General features: G+C 68.2%; 8 protein-coding genes. 5 read left to right on the top strand and 3 right to left on the bottom strand.

Annotated elements, in window-relative coordinates:
• Positions 1-30: 30 nt before the first annotated feature.
• From A0J57_RS03490 to A0J57_RS03480, 3 genes are all read right to left on the bottom strand, one after another.
• Positions 31-273, bottom strand: a complete 243-nt coding sequence (locus A0J57_RS03490) for a hypothetical protein (protein WP_025546665.1) — start codon at positions 271-273, stop codon at positions 31-33.
• Positions 274-297: 24 nt separating this feature from the next.
• Entirely contained in the window at positions 298-1,221 is a 924-nt protein-coding gene (locus tag A0J57_RS03485) for a formylglycine-generating enzyme family protein (protein ID WP_061933844.1), read from the bottom strand.
• Between the two features lie 127 nt (positions 1,222-1,348).
• Complete coding sequence (locus A0J57_RS03480) at positions 1,349-3,778, bottom strand: TonB-dependent receptor (protein WP_061933842.1); 2,430 nt, start codon at positions 3,776-3,778, stop codon at positions 1,349-1,351.
• Between the two features lie 361 nt (positions 3,779-4,139).
• Between A0J57_RS03480 and A0J57_RS03475 the strand changes: the two genes are divergently transcribed.
• The 5 genes from A0J57_RS03475 to A0J57_RS03455 all read left to right on the top strand — a co-directional run bounded on the left by A0J57_RS03475 (position 4,140) and on the right by A0J57_RS03455 (position 19,145).
• Positions 4,140-7,211, top strand: a complete 3,072-nt coding sequence (locus A0J57_RS03475; RefSeq protein ID WP_061934118.1) for a CHAT domain-containing tetratricopeptide repeat protein — start codon at positions 4,140-4,142, stop codon at positions 7,209-7,211.
• 5 nt (positions 7,212-7,216) lie between these two features.
• Positions 7,217-9,256, top strand: a complete 2,040-nt coding sequence (locus A0J57_RS03470; protein ID WP_061933840.1) for an adenylate/guanylate cyclase domain-containing protein — start codon at positions 7,217-7,219, stop codon at positions 9,254-9,256.
• Positions 9,243-9,992: a hypothetical protein gene (locus A0J57_RS03465; protein ID WP_061933838.1), complete on the top strand. Its 750-nt coding sequence runs from the start codon at positions 9,243-9,245 to the stop codon at positions 9,990-9,992. The genes A0J57_RS03470 and A0J57_RS03465 overlap by 14 nt, the downstream gene beginning before the upstream one ends.
• Before the next feature lie 232 nt (positions 9,993-10,224).
• On the top strand, positions 10,225-12,030 hold the full coding sequence (locus A0J57_RS03460) for a ShlB/FhaC/HecB family hemolysin secretion/activation protein (RefSeq protein ID WP_061933836.1): 1,806 nt from the start codon (positions 10,225-10,227) through the stop codon (positions 12,028-12,030).
• Positions 12,030-19,145, top strand: coding sequence for a hypothetical protein (locus tag A0J57_RS03455; RefSeq protein ID WP_062017019.1), 7,116 nt, complete (start codon positions 12,030-12,032; stop codon positions 19,143-19,145). The genes A0J57_RS03460 and A0J57_RS03455 overlap by 1 nt, the downstream gene beginning before the upstream one ends.
• Position 19,146: the final 1 nt, after the last annotated feature.

Here is a 19,146-nt window from a genome sequence, read left to right as displayed (position 1 = left end):
AGCATGGTCCTTATCAAATCCAGCGCAAATTCAATGCACCTCCGCCTTCATCCGCTCGACCAGCTTTTCGATCTCCCAGGGCTCCAGCACCCAGGTCCGCGTCTTGCGGCCTTCGCGATGGACGGGCTGGGTCAGCAGGATGCGCGCCTGTTCCTTCGCATGGGGTTTGAAGATCGCGAAATGCTGGGCGCAATCGCGGATCGTGCCGATGATCGGCGCCTTGCCGTCCAGGTCGATCATGGTGGCGGGCTGGTCCCAGGGCATGTTGAGCATGACGTCTTTTCCGTTCTTGGATAATCAGGGCCGCGGCTCGCGGACGATGCAGCGAAAGCCGATATGGCTGGTGGAACTGTCCACCGCCTGAGGGTGTCGGGCGGCGGGGCGATAGCGCTGGCAATAGCTGGGCGCGCAGAGATGGGAACCGCCCTTCAGCACTTTTCGCGGGATCGGCACATGCGGATTGGCGGGGTCCAGGCTTTCCCGCTTCGTGCCGCCGCGCGGGTTCGCCGGAACGCAACAACTTCCCTTCGCCTTGCGCTCGACCCTGGGCGGGGCATACCAGTCGGCGGTCCATTCCCAGACATTGCCGATCATGTCGTAGAGCCCATAGCCATTGGGCGCATAGGTCCGGACCGGGGAGGTCCGTTCATAGCCGTCCTCCAGCAGATTGCTGTAGGGGAACATGCCCTGCCAGTAATTGGCCAGCATCGCTCCGCCCGGCGCAAGCTCGTCGCCCCAGCCATAGTCCGCGCCGTCCAGCCCGCCGCGCGCCGCGAATTCCCATTCCGCCTCGGTCGGCAGCGCCTTGCCTGCCCAGCGGGCATAGGCCTCCGCATCCTGGAAGACGATGTGGACGACCGGATGATCCCAAAGCTCGTCCAGATTGCTGTCAGGGCCATGGGGGTGACGCCAGTCGGTGCCGAAGCTGAACTGCCACCATTGGCTGAAGTCGCCCAGGTCCACCGGCGTCGCCGTGCGCTGGAACAGCAGCGATCCGGCGCGCGCCATTTCAGGCGTCATGCCGGGATAATCCCTGGGGTCCGGCGCGGTCTCCGCAACGGTGCGATAGCCGGTGGCTTCCACGAACCGCGCGAACTGCCGGTTGGTGACGGGCGTCTCGTCGATCCAGAAGCCGTCCACGCGGACCTGCCGGACCGGCGCTTCCTCCGGATAGAAACGGTCCGAGCCCATGGCGAAGGCGCCGCCCTCGATAAAGCGCATTCCCTGCGCAACGACAGTCCCGGTCTCGATCACCCGGCGACCATAGCGGCGGATCGGCCGGCTGTATCGCCCAAAAACAAGGACGCCGGAAGCGGCTTCGCTTCCGGCGTCCCGGGCGGAGGCGGTTCTAGAAGTCCTTGCGGACAGTCACGCCGATCTTGCGCGGGGTGCCGATATTATAGCCCAGCCGTCCCCGGCCGCCGCGCTCCCGGTCCAGCGAATAAAGCGCATTCTCGTCGAACAGATTGTTGACGTAGAGCGTGACCGACAGGCCGCTGTTCCAGCTAATGCCGGTCGACAGGTTGACCAGATTATAGGCGCCGAGCTTGTACGAGCCGAAGTCGAAGGCGCCTGTGCCATAGGCGCCTGTGGCCGGATCATAATAGATGGAATTGGGGAAGCTGCCCGCGCCCGGTTCCTGATCGGCAAGCTGGGTATAGCGGTCGCCCACATGCTGGAAGCTGGCGGTGAAGGACCAGTCGGTTTCCGGCGCGACTTCCGCCGTATAGGTTGCCGCCGCCGCCATCTGGAACTTCGGCACGGTGGGCAGGCGGTTGCCCTTGCGGATGCCGGCGATGATCGCGCCGCCCGCGTCGGTGACGTTGCTGTCGATTTCCGAGTCGATGTAGCTGCCGCTCAGCGACAGGTCGAGATTGGGGGAGACGCGGGCGCTCAGTTCCGCTTCCAGGCCCGCCGTATGCGCCTTCGGCACGTTGAAGAGGATGCGCGAGGAGCAGCTTCCCGCATCCGCCGTGACCTGAAGATTCTTGATGTCGTTGTAGAACACCGCCGCGTTGAAGGTGACGCCGCCGCCCGACGCCTTCACCCCGGCTTCATAGTTCCACAGCGTTTCGTCGTCGAAGGTCGGCCGGTTGCCGTAGGTGGCCGCATCCGGCCCGGTCGCGCCGCCGCTGCAAAGTGGCAGGTTCAATGGGTCGTTGACGCCGCCCAGACGGAAGCCCTTCGACGCCTGGACGTTGAAGGTCAGGTCGCGATTGGCCTCATAGCTGGCGATGAAGCGCGGCGAGAAACCCGTCGATCCGGTCTTGTCGTCTATGCGGTTGTCGCCATTGGAGAACAGGCCGCCGGTCTTGAAGTCACGCGTTTCCTTGAAGTCGTAATAGCGGCCGCCTGCCGTCAGCTTGAACTGGCCGATCTTGTAGCTCGCCTCGCCAAAGGCGGCATATTGCTTGATGATGTATGGGATGTCGGCGTTATAGGGAGAATTGAGCGGGAAACCGTTCGCGGCTCCAGCCGAAGTTCCCGCGCCCAGAGTGGCATCGACGATGGCGTCATAGCCGGGCGTCGGCAGGCGTTGCTCATATGTCCGGTCCACATGGCTGTAGAAGCCGCCCAATACCCATTGGAACGGACTGTCGCCCGTTGAGGCAAGGCGCAGTTCCTGCGTCCATTGCTTGAGTTTGGTCGTGTCGCGCAGATTGGAGGGCAGATTGGCGAGAACAGGCGCGACTCCCAGCGACTGGACGAAGGGCGTGACGGACACCGATCCGGTCAGCGCCGACGCATCGCGGCTGACGAGGATGTCGCGATGGATATAGGTGGTGATCGAGGTCAGCGCGATGTCCGATCCCACATCGATGTTCGCCGTCAGGTCCGCCAGCGTGGTCTTGTCGCGGAACTCCTCGCGCAGCTTCAGATATTGGGTGCGCTCGGGCAGGATGTCGAGCGGACTGATCAGCTCGTTATAATAGAGATGATAGCTGTCCTCCCGGTTGAAGCCGTTGGTCTTGATGTCCTGATAGATGATGCGCGGCGTCAGCTTGATGCCCGGCGCGGGTTCCCAGAGCAGGCTGAGACGCCCGCCATAACGGCGCCCGTCATTGACGTTCTTGCCCGCGGCCGGGCCGATCGCGTCGATGAAGCCCGCATAATGTTCCGCATAGCCCACCGCGCGGATCGCCGCCGTCTCCCCCAGGGGCAGATTGATCGCGCCCTTGCCCGAATAGCCGACATCGCCGCCCTTCAGGACATTGACGCCGCCCTCCACCGTCCCTTCGGTCTGGCCGAGTTTCGGCTGCTTGGTGATGTAGCGGACGGTGCCGCCCTCCGAGCCCGATCCGAACAGCGTGCCCTGCGGTCCGCGCAGCGTTTCCACGCGATCAAGGTCGAACAGGTCGAAATCAGGCGTGAACAGCGACATGGAGATTACGGATTCGTCCAGATAGACGCCGACCTGTTCCTTGACGCCCGGCTGGTCGCGGACCACCTGGCCCGCCGATACGCCGCGCACCGACACCTGGCTCTGGCCGGGCCCGAGATTCTGGACGGTCAGCCCCGCGACGCTCCGCGACACATCCTCGATCGAGGTGGCGCCCATGCGCTGCATGGCTTCGGCGGTCTGCGCGTTGATGGAAAAGGGAACATTCTGGATCGATTCATTGCGTTTGGTCGCAGTGACGATGATCTCATTGCCCGACCAGTCGGACGAACTGTCGGTCGCTTGCGCAAGCGCGGCAGTAAAAAGGCCTGACAGGGCCAGAACAAGGCATGATGCGGACAAACGCAATACGGATTCATGGCGGGGAAATCTTGTCATATCATCCTCCCTGTAGTGAACATGCAATTATGGTTATTGTGGACGCCGGCTGTTCAACTTCGATCATCCATGAATATTGGGTTGAGACAATCTAGATCAGGCCTTTCCCATGATGCAATGAAAATTGCGCTGGAAAGATTGATTCTTGCTCAACTGTCACATCCCTGCCTCACTCCTTGGAACGAGGCGGCGAACAGGGCCTTGCCCGGTGCCTTTCGCCTTGCGGCGCACCATCGGGCGGCGTTATGACGGCCCGATCATGCTAAGGGGGGCCTTGCACGGACATATCCGGCGGGGTTTGGGGGACAAGCCTTTGAGCGCTTTGGGGAAGTTGGTTCGCGGGCCTGCCATGTGGGCCGCCTTGAGTCTGTCTGTGGCGGCACATGCCCAGGCGGCGGGCGACCGTCCGCTGTTGAGGGACAGCTTCCGCATCGGCAGCGAGGGCGGCGCGCTGTGCCAGGCGCAGAGCGCCACCGGCGATCCCGCCGCGCGAACCATGTTCGATCGCGCATGGACGCTGGTGTGCCAGGATGCTGCGCGCCCGGTGGGACAGATATATGCGCTGCGGCGGGGTGCGGGCGATGGCGACGCAAGCTTGCTGGACCGGCTGGCGTCGTCGCGCAAGATGGCGGTCGAGTGCAATGCGCCCGGCGGCGTCAGCCTGCCCGGCCTGGGGGCGGCGCTCATGCGCAACTGCACGGGCGCGGTCGGCACCTATCGCATATTGACTGTCGAGCGCGGCAAGACGGTCTATGTCGCCCAGGGCTATGCGGCCTATGCAAGCGCCCTTGACCTGGGGCTGCGCTCCGTCATGGCAGGGCGGATCGTGCCGGGCAAGGTGGACATTGCGACGGTGGGGACGAACGATGCGGGTTACGCCCGCTTGCAGGCCGCGACGCTGGACCCGCAGACCGTGCTGGCCGAGGGCTACCGGCGCAATGCGTCGGGCAATTATGCCGAAGCGGCGGAGTTTTTCGACAGCCTGACCGACCGGCTGGCGCGTGATCCCGATGCGGCGAAGCTGACGCCGGCGGAGCGGGCGAACCGGGCGCATGAATATCTGGTCAATCGCGGCCTGCAATTGTCCAATCTGGGGCTGTTCGATCAGGCCGACGCGGCCTTCGCGGAAGCCCGCGGGATCACGACCGCCGATGCGGTGCAAGTCCGCCTGCGCCGCAATTTCGAGGCCATGCACCATATCAACCGGCAGGATACAGCCGGCGCGTTGGCGATACTGGACCGTCCCCTGGCTGGCAGCGTTGCGACCGTGGCGGCAGACGGAGACGGCGGGGTTTCCGTGCCGCCCGAGGTAGCCGCCGAAATGAGCAGCGGGGCGACGCAGGCCCGCGTGCTGGGCGTGCGGCAGGACAATATGCTGACCCCGGTCGAGCGGGCGGCGATCATCGACGCGCAGGCGCAGCAGTTGCGCGGCACGATCCTGCGCCTGTCGGGCCAGCCGGGACCCGCGCGGGACGTGCTGTCGAAGGCGATGGAGCGCGCGGTTGCGATCCGCGACGGGCGGGTCACGTCGATCACGCGCCTGCGCGCCCAGCTTCTGGGCGAGATCGCACTGACCTACGAAGCGCAGGGGGATTATGGGCAGGCTGAGCGTCAGTTGTATCAGGCGCTGACCCTGCTGGGCGCGCAATATCCCGAAACGGTGGCGCTGAACGGCGCAAGGGCGCGGCTGGGGGCATTCCTCATCCGGCGTGGCCGCAATGAGGATGCGCTGACAATCTATCGCGGCATCGTCGCCTCCACCATGGAGAATCGCGCCACGCTGACCGGCATGGCGAACCAGCTTCAGCCTTATTTCAACCTGTTGACGCAGGAAATTCCCACGCGACCGGAACTGACCGCCGATCTGTTCGCGGCGTCGCAGATGCTGCTGCGGCCCGGCGCTGCCGATACGCTGGAGCAATTGAGCCGCGAGCTGTCCGCCGGGGATGGAGAGGCGGCGCGGCTGTTCCGGCAGTCGGTCTCCCTCTCCCGCGACATAGAGCGCGGACGGATCGCGCTTGCGCAATTGCGGCAGGCGGCGGAGCGGCAGGAGGCGCTGCTGCCCGACATGGCGCGGGCGCAGGCCGACATCGACCAACTCGCGGCCGATCAGGCCAATACGCTGTCCGCGCTGGCAGCTTATCCCCAATATCGCGCCCTCAGCCCGCAGGGGCTGACGCTGGCCGAAATGCAGGCGACGCTGAAGCCTGGGGAAGGCTATTACAAGCTGGCGCAACTGGGCGACGCGCTCTACGCACTGTGGATCGACGGCGCGGGAGCGACCGGATACCGGCTGACGGCCAGCGCGACGGACGTGGCGCGCAAGGTGGCGGCGCTGCGCGAGACGATCTCCATCGACGTGAACGGCGCACAGACCACCTATGCGCTGGACCTGCCGGTGGCGCGCAGCCTCTATCTCGACCTGTTCGGGCCGGTGGAGCAGCGGCTGGCGGCGGCGCGGCACCTGATCTTCGAACCGGACGGAGCGATGCTGCAACTGCCGGTCAATCTGCTGGTCGCGGGACAGGCGGGGGTCGATGCCTATGAAGCGCGGGTGGCCCAGGGGGGCGACGAGTTCGACTTTCGCGGCGTCGACTGGCTGGGGCGCGACCATGCGGTGAGCACGGCCCTGTCGGCCCGCGCCTTTCGCGATGCGCGGGCGGCTGCGCCCTCCGGCGCGGCGCAGAACTATATCGGCTTTGGCGACAATGCGCCGCTGGCAGGGCCGGTGCTGGCCGCCTCCAGCCGCGGGAGCCTGTCCAACGGGACGGGCGACGATTGCGGTTGGTCGCCACAGCAGTGGAACCGGCCGATTCCGGCCACCGAGTTGCGGGAAGCGGCGCAAGCCATTGGCGGGCAGGGCAGCGAACTGATCACCGGCGCGGCCTTCACTGACGAAGCGGTGATGGCGCGCGGCGATCTCGACCGCTTTCGCATCCTGCACTTCGCGACACATGGGCTGGTGACGCCGCCCCATCCGGGATGCCCGGCCCGGCCCGCCCTGCTCACCAGTTTCGCGCCGGACGGCAAATCGGACGGGCTGTTGCAGTTCAGCGAAATTTTCGACCTGCGGCTGAATGCCGATCTGGTCGTGCTGTCCGCTTGCGACACGGCAGGCGCGGCGGGGGTGGAAACGACGCGGGCGGCCGGGCTTTCCGGCGGCGGCGGGGCGCTGGACGGGCTGGTGCGCGCCTTCATCGGCGCGGGGAGCCGCGCCGTCATCGCCAGCCACTGGCCGGCGCCGGAGGATTATCGCGCGACCGAAAGGCTGATGGGCGGCCTGTTCGCGGCCGGGGCGGACCAGCCTGTGGCCGACGCGCTGCGGGCGGCGCAGATCAGGCTGATGGACGATCCGGAGACGTCGCATCCTTTCTACTGGTCCGGCTTTGCCATCATCGGTGACGGCGCGCGTTCGCTGATCGCGCGCCGCTGATCGCCATGCCGACGCGGGGCCTGCTGCGCCGCGGTGCGCGACTGGTGCGGGACACGGGCCGCTGGCGGCTGGTGGCGACCGGCGCGCTGCTGCTGCTGGCGCTGTTCCTGGCCGGTTGGGACTGGAACAGGCCGCTCGGCAGCGGCGCGGCGCGGGAAATACCGACCGCCGACGCGGAAAGGGGCCTTTACGACTGGCGAGCCGCCACCTTCGCACCGCGGGTCGCGCAGGACCAGCGCATCCTGATGGTGGTCTATGACGACCAGACGCTGATCGCCACGCGCAAGCGGTCGCCGCTGGACCGGGGTCTGCTGGCGCAGGCGCTCCGCAACATGGATGCCATGGGAGCCAAATCGATCGGCATCGACATCCTGTTCGACCAGCCGCAGGACGAGGATGGCGAACTGCTTTCCGTCCTGCGGTCCATGCACACGCCTGTCTGGCTGGGCTACGCCAATATGGGCGACAATCAGGAACAGATCATCTTCGAGCAACAGCAATTTCTGGATCGCTTCGTGCGGGCGGCGCGGACGGCGAAAGTCCGCCCGGCCAGCATCCGGCTGGAGACCGATGCCGACAATGTGGCGCGAAGCTGGCCCGCCCCCACGCCGGGCCAACCGCCCCTGCTGACGCTGGCGATGCAGCCCTCGCCATCCTTTCGCGACTATCGCGGCGCGATCCGATTCCGTTTGCCGGTCAGGCAGGCGGACGGATCGGAGGAGCCGGTGATCCCCAGCCTCCAGATCGACACCCTGGCCGATCCCGCCATGGCCCCGGCGCTTGCCGCCATGGTGCGCGGACGGCATGTGCTGATCGGCGGCGACATTGTCGACATCGACCAGTTCGAGACGCCATTGTCGGGGCGGCAAGCCCGGTCGACCATGATCGGGCTGGAAGTGCACGCGACGATGTTGGCGCAATTGCTGGATGGCGCGCGCTTGGTCGCGGTGCCGGAGGGGTGGCGCTGGCTGGCCGCGCTGCTGGTGATCTGTGCGGCGGGGCTCACCAGCCTGGCGGAATTGCGCTGGTTCGCGCTGGTTCCCGCGCTGGGGGTGCAGGCGGGAGCGATTGCGGGTGTGCCGCTCTGGTTGCAGGCGCGGGGGTGGGACACCAAGGGACTGCCGGCCGTCGGCTGGGTGCTGGGATGGGTGCTGGCCTTCACCGCCATTGGAGTGGCGGCGCGGGCCGTCACCTCGCAACAGCGGCGCTTCGCCCAGGCTGCGCTCGGCAAATATCTGCCCCGCGACATCGCCGCGCAGATATTGGCGGAGCCGGAGAAGCTCGCGCTACATGGTGAAAAGCGGCAGATCTTCACCCTGTTCACCGATCTGGAGGGCTTCACCAAGCTCAGCCACGCCATCGCGCCGGAAATGGTCGCCCAATTGCTGAACCGCTATCTCGACATGCTGAGCGACGTTGTGCTGGCCCATGGCGGGACCATCGACAAATTCGTCGGCGACGCGGTGGTGGCCTTTTGGGGCGCGCCCATCGCGCGGCCCGACGACGGGCGCAACGCCGCGCTCGCCGCCTATGCGATGTGGCAGGCGGGGGAGGCTTTTCGCCGTGACCTGCCGCCGGGCGTGCCGCCGATCGGGCGAACCCGCGTCGGGCTGCACCATGGCGAGGCGATCGTCGGCAATTTCGGGGGTGAGGGGCGCATCCAATATACTGCACTGGGCGACAGCATGAACACGGCGTCCCGGCTGGAAGCGGCGAACAAGGCGCTGGAAACCACTGTGCTGGTAAGCCGGGACGCGATGTTGCTGTCGGGGCTGGACTGGTGGCGGCCGATGGGACGGGTGCGGCTGCGCGGACGCTCGACCCCCGTCGACCTGTTCGAGCCCGCGCCTGAATTTCCGGTGGAGGACCGGGCGGCGTTGGCCGAGATACTGGCGGCGTTCGACGGCGAGGATGCCGTAGCGCAAAGCGCCGCGCGAGAACGTCTCAAAGCGATGGTTAACCATCATCCCGATGATGCGGCCATCGCCAATCTGCTATATCGTTATGAATATGTCGGGGAAGGAGGAAGCTATGGTCTGGGGTAAGCTTGCCGCGCAATGCGCATTGGCCGGATGTGTCGCCGCCGGGCTGGGTGCGCAGGCCGCGGCGGAGACCATGGTGGTCCGCGCTACCGGTCCATCGGCCGCGACCTACAGGCCGGGAAGCAAGCTGGCCGATGGCGGGTCGCTGGTGCTGAAGGCGGGCGATGTGGTGACGCTGCTGGACGCAAGGGGCACGCGGACGCTGCGCGGGCCGGGAAGCTTCCATGCGGCCGCCGCTGCCAGCGCAGCGCCGGCCAATGGCGTGATGCTCTCCGCCCTGCTGGATACGAAGCGGGTGCGGCGGGCGCGAACCGGGGCGGTGCGCGGCGGCGTCGGTGAAGCGCCGGCCACGCCGCCCCGTCGGCCCAATCTCTGGATGGTGGACATCGCGCAGTCCGGAACGCTCTGCATCGCCGATCCCGCCGCCGTGCGCCTGTGGCGCGTGGACGCGGCAAGGCCCGCGACCGTGCGCATCAGCGGCGAGGGCGTGCAGGCGACGGCGAGTTTCGGGGCGGGCGAATCGGTCGCCCCCTGGCCGGTCGCCGCGCCGGTGCGGGACGGCGCGGCCTATCGCCTGACCGACGGCTCCCGCGCCGCCGATGTCCGCTTCGCGCTGCTCGATCCTGCATCTTCGGGGCTGGACGGCATGGCATCGGGCCTGATCGCGCATCAATGCACGGCGCAGCTCGACCTGCTGGTGGAGACGGCGGCGCTGTCGGACGGCGCTGCGCGGAATTGATTGTCGCGGGGCGCGGCCGCTGTTAACCGGCGGCTGGAGCGCATTCCGGTCCGGTGGCATCGGTTCGGCTGCTCCAGATTAGCTTCGCAGCGTTTTCCGGGTCAGCAGGTTTCGCCTGCCTGGGAAACGCTCTGGTCGCGGGAAAGGGGTGACGGGCAAAAAGCCTGCGCCTGAAGACAGGGGTGGGGCAGCCATGAGGGAAAGGGCTGCCTTTGACGCTTTGGGGACGTCTATGGGGAAGAAGGGGCACAAGCGGGCTTCCGCTTTGGGAGGTTCGGCGGCCATGGCGCTGGCGATGCTGCTGCCCGTGGCGGCGACGGCGCAGGTCGCGCCGCGCGCACCGACGCGCGAGGAATTGACGCGCGGGCAACTGACAGGGGAGGCGTCAGCGCAGGGCAGCCGCCTGACGGTCGTGGGCGGCGTCGAGCGCGCACCCTGTCCGCTGGCCGATCCGCGCTACGCCGGCGTGGCGGTCGATTTTGCCGATGTGCGGTTCGAAGGGCTGCGTGTCGTCGATCCGGCGGCGCTGGAGGATAGCTGGCGCGAATATGCGGGGCGCGAGGTGCCCATCGCCACCCTTTGCGAAGTGCGCGACCGGGCCGCGACCATGCTGCGGCAAATGGGCTATCTGGCGGCGGTGCAGGTTCCGCCCCAGCGTATCGAGAAGGGCGGCACGGTCCGCTTCGACATCTTCATGGCGCGGCTGGTGGCGATCGAGGTGCGGGGCGACGCCGGCAACGGGGAAAGGCTGATCGCCGCGCATATGGAGGCGCTGAAGGGCCAGCCGGTGTTCAACGTGCGCGATGCGGAACGGCATCTGCTGCTGGCGCGCGACCTGCCGGGCTATGACGTGCGGCTGGCGCTGCGCCCGGCGGGAACGGCGCCCGGCGAAGTGGTGGGCGAGGTGCAGGTGGTGCGCCAGCGCGTCGAACTGGACGTCAACATCCAGAATTACGGCAGCAACGCGGTCGGCCGCTTCGGCGGGCTGGCGCGCGTGCGGTTCAACGACATGACCGGCCTGGGCGACAGCACGCTGTTCAGCATCTTCAACACCGCCCAGCCGAGCGAGCAGACGGTGCTTCAGGTCGGCCACAGCATGGCGCTGGGCAACGACGGGCTGCGCCTGTCGGGCGACCTCACCTATGCCTGGAGCAAGCCGGGGATCGACGGCATACCGCTATCGTCCGAAACGATGATCGCGACGGCGGCGCTCGCCTATCCGCTGGCGCGGAGGCAGGTGCATACGCTGCTGGCGACGGGCGGGCTGGACATCGTCAACCAGGACCTGCGCTTCGGCACCGCCACGCCCAAGGTGCCGCTGTCGCGCGACCGGCTGCGCGTGCTGTTCCTGCGGCTGGAAGGCGAGCTGATCGATCCCGACAGCATCGTCAGCACCCTCGGCTATTCGGGAATAGAGCCGAAATGGCGGCTGGGCGGCATGATGGAGGCGCGCCAGGGCCTGAAAGGGCTGGGCGCGAGCGATGCGTGCGGCGCGGCTCTCGTCAACTGCGCTTTCCCAAGGACGCCGATCAGCCAGTTGGACGGCGATCCTTCCGCATTCGTGCTGCGGGCGAGTGTCCAGGCGGAATATCGGCCGACCCCGAAGCTGACCTTCACCCTGTCGCCAAGGGCGCAATATAGCCCGGACGTGCTCCTTTCCTACGAGCAGATGAGCGCGGGCAACTACACTGTCGGGCGCGGCTACGATCCCGGCATCATCACCGGCGACAGCGGCGTCGGCATTGGGGCGGAGCTGCGTTACGGACGGATCACGCCGCGGGCGCCCGGCGCCATCGCGTTCCAGCCCTTCATCTTCTTCGACGCGGCCTGGATGTGGCATCACAGCGCCAATTTCGCCGGGCTCGACCCGCAGAAGCTCTATTCGGCGGGCGGCGGCCTGCGCGCCACGTGGGACAATCATGCCCGGCTCGACCTGACACTGGCGACCCCCCTGCGCAAGGCCGGTTTCCAGACCGAAAGGGGCGACACGCGGCTGCTCCTTTCCCTGACCACGCAAATCTTGCCGTGGAGGCGTTGATGACCAGGAAGCATGGCACATTCTCGCTCTGGACCCTGCTGGGCCGCACAAGCGCCGTGGCGCTGGCGGTCGGGCTCGGGGCCGGCGCCGCCATTGGCCAGAAGGCGTTTCAGGGCACGCCATCCATAGTTTCGGGCGACGCCTATATCCCGCCGAGCACGGACAGCGTCTCGCTGAACTCGACCCAGGCGGTGATCGACTGGACGCCCGACGATCGCGGGCCGGCCAGTGCCGGCACGATCGACTTCCTGCCCCAGGGCAACACGGTCACGTTCAGCTCGTTCAGCGACTTCACGGTGCTGAATCGCATCCTTCCGCTGGACGGCAACGGACTGCCCGTATCGCGGGCGATCGCGTTCAACGGCACGGTGCAGAGCCAGGTCAGCGGCAGCCCGCCAAGCACCGGCGGAGCGGTGTGGTTCTATTCGCCCGGCGGCATCATCGCGGGCGCGAACAGCGTCTTCAACGTCGGATCGCTGGTGCTGACCACCAACGCCATCGACATCAGCAACGGCCTCGACAGGAACAATATCCGCTTCGCAGGCCCGGCGGGCAGCACATCGTCCGTCGAACTGCTTCCGGGCGCGCAGATCAACGCGCTTTCGGCGGGCAGCTATGTCGCCCTGGTCGCGCCGCGCGTGGTGCAGGGCGGCACGGTCACGGTCAACGGATCGACCGTCTATGTCGGGGCCGAAGCGGCCGACATCCGGATCAACAACGGCCTGTTCGACATCGCCATCACGGCCGGCACCACGGACGCCAATGGCGTGGTGCACAGCGGCACGACGAACGGCCCTCAATCGGCGGGCAGCGCCGACCCGCAGCGCATCTTCATGGTCGCGGTGCCGAAGAACAACGCACTCACCATGCTGCTGTCGGGCAATGTCGGCTACACGCCAGCGACGGCGGTCACCCCGGACGGGAGCGCCCTTGTGCTCTCGGCGGGTTCCGACATCGCCCATGACGTCGACGGGAACCTCATCGCCACGCGCAACGCCACGGCGACGGTGGAGGCGGGTTTCAGCATCGGATCGGGCGACTGGCGGAACGACCTGACCGGCACGGCGACCGGTGACATCGTCATACGTCCCGCCGCGACAACGCATTTCCTGGGAAATGTCGCGCTGTCCGCCGAACGCGGCATCACCCTGCGGGCCGATCAGTCCGGCGCGATCGCCGCGGACAGGGACATGATCCTCACCGCCGGAAGCGGCGCCACGGGCGGCCGCATCGACCTGCTCGCCTTCGGCGGCAGCGGCGCGGCCCTGACCAACGGACAGATCGACGTCACCGGCAATCTGATGCTGAACGCCAGCGGCGATGGCGATGCGGGCGTCAGCGCGCCGCCCCTGATCGGCGGGGACGCGATTGGCGGGACGATCAACCTGATCGCCACGGGCGGATCGATCGCGGCGGCCAGCCTGATCGCCAATGCCGTGGGCTATGCGGGCTATGGCAGCGACAGGTCCGGCAATGCGACGGGTGGGGCGATCACCCTCTCCGCGCTGACCGCCGCCGGACCCTCCGGCGCCGAGGGAGGGAGCCTGCGCTTCGGCAGCACGGCGCTTGACGCCTCCGCGGGCACGGCTTTCCAGGTTTCGGTGCCGCCGGTCGATGGCGGCAGCGCCATGGGCGGCAGCGTTGCGCTCAATGGCACGTCCGGCAGTTTCATAACAGGCGGCCTCGATCTCGGGACCGTCAGCGCCAGGGCGCAGGCGACCGGCGGCATCGCCAGCACGGGCGCGGCGGGCAACGCGACCGGCGGCGACATCCGTGTCGCCATTTCCAGCGGCACGCATGAATGGACCAGCCTGAACGCCGACACCAGCACCGCGCCGGGCTATGCGACGGAGGGCGGCAGCTATGGCGCGGCCATCCCCGGCGCCACCGGGATCGACATCGACGTCGGCGGCACGGGCAACCTCAATATCCTGACATCCGTTTCGCTCTATGCGGATGCGCAGGCCTTTGGCGGGGGCGCGTCTGGCGGCGCGCTGCGGGCCGGGCGGATCAACATCTCCGCGCATGACGGGGGCAGCTTCGCGATTGCGGAGGACCTGTTCGCCACCGCCAATGCGTCCAGCTTCCCCGCTTTTCCGGGATCGACCTTCCTGACGCCCCGAACGGCCGACGCCTTTGGCGGGACCATCAGCATCGGCGCGGCGGGCGGCAGCTTCGGTGCGGCGGGGCTTTATGCCAGCGCCGGAGGCTTTGCAGGCGACGCGCCGGGCGTGGCGGGGAACGGCACGGGCGGCGGCGTGACCCTGTTCGCCAGTGCTTCCGGCGGGCAGCGCGGCAGTTTTTCGCTCAGCGACTGCGCCAGCTATTTTTGCCGCGTCTCTGCCGATGGCTGGGGCGCGGCGGGCGCCGACGGATCGAACGGAACGGGCGGGTCCATCCTGCTCCATGCCAGCGATGCCGATTTCTCGGTGCCTGGCGAACTGACGCTGCAAGCCCAAGGCGTGGGCGGCGGCGCGGCGTCCGACGGCGTTGCCGGTCGCGGGGGCGATGGGCTGGGCGGCAGCATCCTCGTGGAAAGCCGCCTCGGTCTTGCCGGCACCGGCGACCTCAGCTTCGGCAGTCTGTTCCTGTCGGCGGAAGGTGCCTCGGCGCCCTCCAGCGACGGCATGTCCTTCAATGGCGGCGATGCCGGCAACGGCACGGGCGGAACGGTCAACATCAACATATCGGGCGGCAGCCTGACCGCCGATCTCCTGGATGCGCAGGCGAGCGGCTTCGGCGGCGCGGCGGGCGAGAACTGCCTTAGCTGCGAAGGCGGGGGCACTACGGCGTTCCTTGCGGGCAGCGGGCAGGGCGGCTCGGCCGGCTTCCTGATCTCCGGCGGCGCGGCGGCCATCGGCACGCTGACGCTGGGCGCTCACGGCACCGGCGGCGAAGCGGACGGCGCGAACGGCCCGTCGTCGGCGGCAGCCATTGCCGGTGCCGGCCTGGGCGGCAATGCACTGCTCGAATCGCGGGGCGGCACGCTGGAACTGGCGACGCTCGGCATCGATGCCAGCGGCACGGGCGGTCTCGGCTATCCGGTCTTTCAGGCCGACGGGGCGGATGGCGGAACCGGCACGGGCGGTACTGCGGGTCTGCTGATGACCGCCGGGAGCGGCGGGCAGGTCACGATCAGCGGCGCGGCCGTCGTCCGCGCATCGGGCCAGGGCGGCGATGGAGCGGAGACGCGCTCCGACGGTCCCGGCAATTATCGCGCCGGTTCCGGCGGCAGTGGAACGGGCGGCGTCGCGGATGTCACGCTGGCAGGCGGCATGCTGACCGCGCCTTCTCTTCTGATCTCGGCGGAGGGCCTTGGCGGGGCGGGCGGCAATAACGGCAGCGACGGGCCGGGCGCGGCAGCGGGCGATGGCTTGGGCGGCACCGCGCGCTTCTCCTATCTGAACGAAGGCCATGCGATCGGCACGGTCACGGTGAAGGCCGACGGGCAGGGTGGGGGGGCCGGCAATAGCGGCTTCTTAAGTTTCGACAATAACGGCAATCCGACATTTTTCTATGGCGCCGCGGCGGGTGGAGCCGGCGGCCGGGGAACGGGCGGCATCGCCGCCATGCTGGTCGACGTCGATCCGCTTTTCGCCAGCCTGACCGTCAGCGCCGACGGCATCGGCAGCATGGGCGGCGGCGGGGGGATCGGCGGCGCCGGCGGTACGGGGACGGGCGGCGTTGCGACGCTCGATCTGGCGTTCGGCACGACGACGGTGAGCGGCGCGCTGCGCGTCACCGCCGCCGGCCTGGGCGGTGCTGGCGGCACGGGCCATGACGGCAGCGGCGGGCGCGGCGGCGATGCCTTTGGCGGTAGCGCGACGTTCGGCCTGACCGGATCGTCCACCCTGCTGGATGCCGGTGACATCGGCGTGCTGGCCGAGGCGCTAGGCGGGGCGGGCGGCCAGAGCGGCGTGCGCAGCGGCGCAGGCCTTGCCGGGGCGGATGGCGGCGACGCGACCGGCGGCACGGCGCTGCTCGATCTCAATGCTGGAGCGGCGGCGATAACGGGGCTCGCGCTGCGTATCAGCGGCAATGCCACGGGTGGCGATGGAGCCATCGGTACGGCCGGGCCGGTTGGCGGCAATGGCGGTGCGGGCGGCAATGGGTTCGCTGGCTCTGCCATCTTGCATATTGCGGATGCGCGCATGACGACTGGCAGCGCTTTGCCCCAGATGCCGGCCTACAGCATCACGGCGGTCGGCCTGGGTGGCAACGGAGCCGATGGCAGCGCGGGCAGCAATGCGGGCCTCACCGGCGGCCTGGGTGGTAGCGGCGGGAACGGCACCGGCGGCCTTGCGGCGTTCGACGCGGGTAATGGCGATTATGTGCTGGGCGGCCTCACCCTGCGCGCGGATGGATTGGGCGGGCCTGGCGGAATCGGCGGCGCCGGGCCGGCGGGCGCATCGGCCGGGGGCGCGGCAGGCCTGGGCAGCGGCGGCACCGCCAGTCTTGCCAATGGCGATGGCGGCCTGCTGTCACCGGGCGCGCAGCGGCTGATCGACGCATTGTTCATGAGCGCGAACGGCGACATGAGCGGGCTGGTCCGCTTCACCGACAGCAGCACCGCCGCCAACGGTGGGCTGCGCGTCAACGGATCGCTCGCGCTTTCCAGCCTAGGTGTTCCGGTCGCCGGATTTTCCGGGATCTCCTTTGCGGCGAGCAATGCCGTGCAGGTGGGTGGGAATGCCGGCTTCACGAGCGATGGACCACTTTCCTTCGCCTTCACAGGGTCGGGGGGGCTGGCCGCGACCGGCGCCCTCACCGGAACTTCGGGCACGCGCATCGACCTGAGCCATGCCGCGCGGCCACTGGGCAGCGACAGCCTGTTTGCGAACAGCATCCTGTTCACGACTCCCGGCGATGTCACCCTGTTGACGGCGGGCAGCCTGCGCGCGGTGGCAGGTCTGACGATCCTCGCCACGGGGGGCAATATCGGCCTCGCCAGCGGCAGCGCCCTGACGGCGGGCGGCGACCTGCGGCTGTTCGCGCAGGGCAGCGTCAACGGCACGGGCGCTGCCGCCAGGGCGGGCGGCACGGCAGCCATCGGCCTGGGCGGGGCGGGCGACATAGTGCTGGGTGATCTGGCGTCAGGCACATTGCTCGATCAGGTCGATTCCGCCGGCAATCCGTTGGGGACGGGCGGCATTGCGATCGGGGGCGACTTCGCCGTCTCCGGCCGGCTGGACATTGGCGCGGGCACCGGCACCCTGTCCGCCGCCAATATCGACATCGGGACGCTGTCCGCCGATACCCAGCGATTGGCGGCGTCCGGCGCTCCGGTCCGCATCGGCAATGCGCTGATGAGCGGCGATCTGATCGTCAATTCCAGCCTGCTGCTGGGCAATGCCGATATTGCAGGACTCCTCCAGGTGCGCGCGCCGGGGCCGTTAGGCCTTGCGCAGCTTGGCGGCGCAGTGGCGGCGGGCGCGATCGACATCGCCGCGGGCGCCATCGTCAGCAGCGGCCTGACGGCGCGCAATGGCGACCTGTTGCTCCAATCCTCAACCGGCCTGAACATAACGGATGCCCGTGCCTCAGGCGCGATCGTCATGGCCGCCGCCAATCGCCTGACCATCGGCAACGCAGCAGCAGGCGGCAGTCTGGCCCTGTCCGGGCAGGGGATCGACGCCGCCAGCCTAAGCGCGGGCGGCCAGAGCCTGCTGAACGCGGGCGCCGGCAGCCTGATGGTGGGCGACATCGCATCGGCTGGAGCGATAACGGCCAGCGGAGGCGTGGTGAGTCTCGGCGCGACCGGCAACATGGCCGTAGCGCAGGCCACGGCATCGGCAGGCGCGTTGCTGTTGAACGCTGGCGGCGCTCTTTCCATTGTCGATGCGAGTGCGGGGGGCAATATGACGCTCACCGGCGGATCGATCGATGCGACCGCGCTTGACGCCGCGGGATCGCTGACGGCCACCGCCTCGGGCGCCGCGAGTTTCGGCAATGTGACGTCGCAAACGGGCGGCATCCTGTTTAACGCGGGAGGGTTGCTGAGCCTGACAGCTTCCGTCGGCGCACGGACGATCACGATGGCGTCCGGCGACATCGTCCTTGGCGGGGCAGCGCGGATCGGCAGCCTGAGCGGAACGAGCCGCATCGTCTTCAACGCGGTGAACCTGCAACAGCCCGCTTATGTCGGCGGCAGCGACGTCGCCGGAACCTACAGCCTGTCGGCGGCGGAACTGGCGCGGGTAGCGGCGGCGGACATCGCCATCGGCGCGCCCGCGCGGGGCGTTGCGGGATCGCCCGACATCGTCGTGCGGGATCTGACCCTTGGCACCGCCAATCTGCCGGGTGGCGGCCTGCTGACGATCGGCGCCGGCGGGCATCTGCGCGTCGAAGGGGCGGTACGGCTGACCGGACGCTCGGGGCAGGGCGGGCTGGTCCTGTCGGCGGGGCAGATGCTGGACATCGTCGCCGGTCCCGGCTCCATCGACATCAGCGACGGCAATGGCGGATTGGGCGGCGTTTTGACACTGGACAGCCCGAACATCATCGCCGCGTCCCTGTCGGCCATGGCGGATGTCGCTTCGACAGGCTCGCTCATCGCCAGGGAATTGCGGCTGGCGCAGAATGATGGGCTGGTGAACGATACGGGCATCCTGCGCGCAGGGACGATCCTGGCGAATGCGAGCCAGACCTTCTTCATCCAGAATAGCGGCCTCTCCAGCACGATCCCGGACCGGCGCGGCTTCACGGCCAATGCGCTGCTGATCGGCTCGGGCGGCTCCGCGTTGCAGATCGCCATCAACGGGCGGCTTGCCCTGCCCATGGGCGGTTTCGCGCAGGGGCTGGAGACGGTTCCCCTGGTCGCCGTCAATGGTTCCTACGCCCTGGGGTCGAAGGTCAACGGCTGTCTCATCGGCAATCCCGCCGCCTGTACCGGCACCGGCTTCGACAGCAGGGATACCTGGAACGGCGTGCTCGATCCTTCGGTGTCGGTCAGCCGCATCTTCACCCTCTCCCTCATCGAATTGCGCGACATCGTGGCGCAGGGCTATCCGCCGCTGATCGACGAGCCGGTGACGGGCGCTGGCAATGAGGATCTGTGGGAACGCTCCTGCGGCGGACCGGATGAACCGGACTGCGGGGAAGGCGGCGCGCGATGAT

The organism is Sphingobium sp. 22B (assembly GCF_001580035.1).
Taxonomy (GTDB): domain Bacteria; phylum Pseudomonadota; class Alphaproteobacteria; order Sphingomonadales; family Sphingomonadaceae; genus Sphingobium; species Sphingobium fuliginis.
This window is presented reverse-complemented; position numbering and strand designations above follow the sequence as displayed.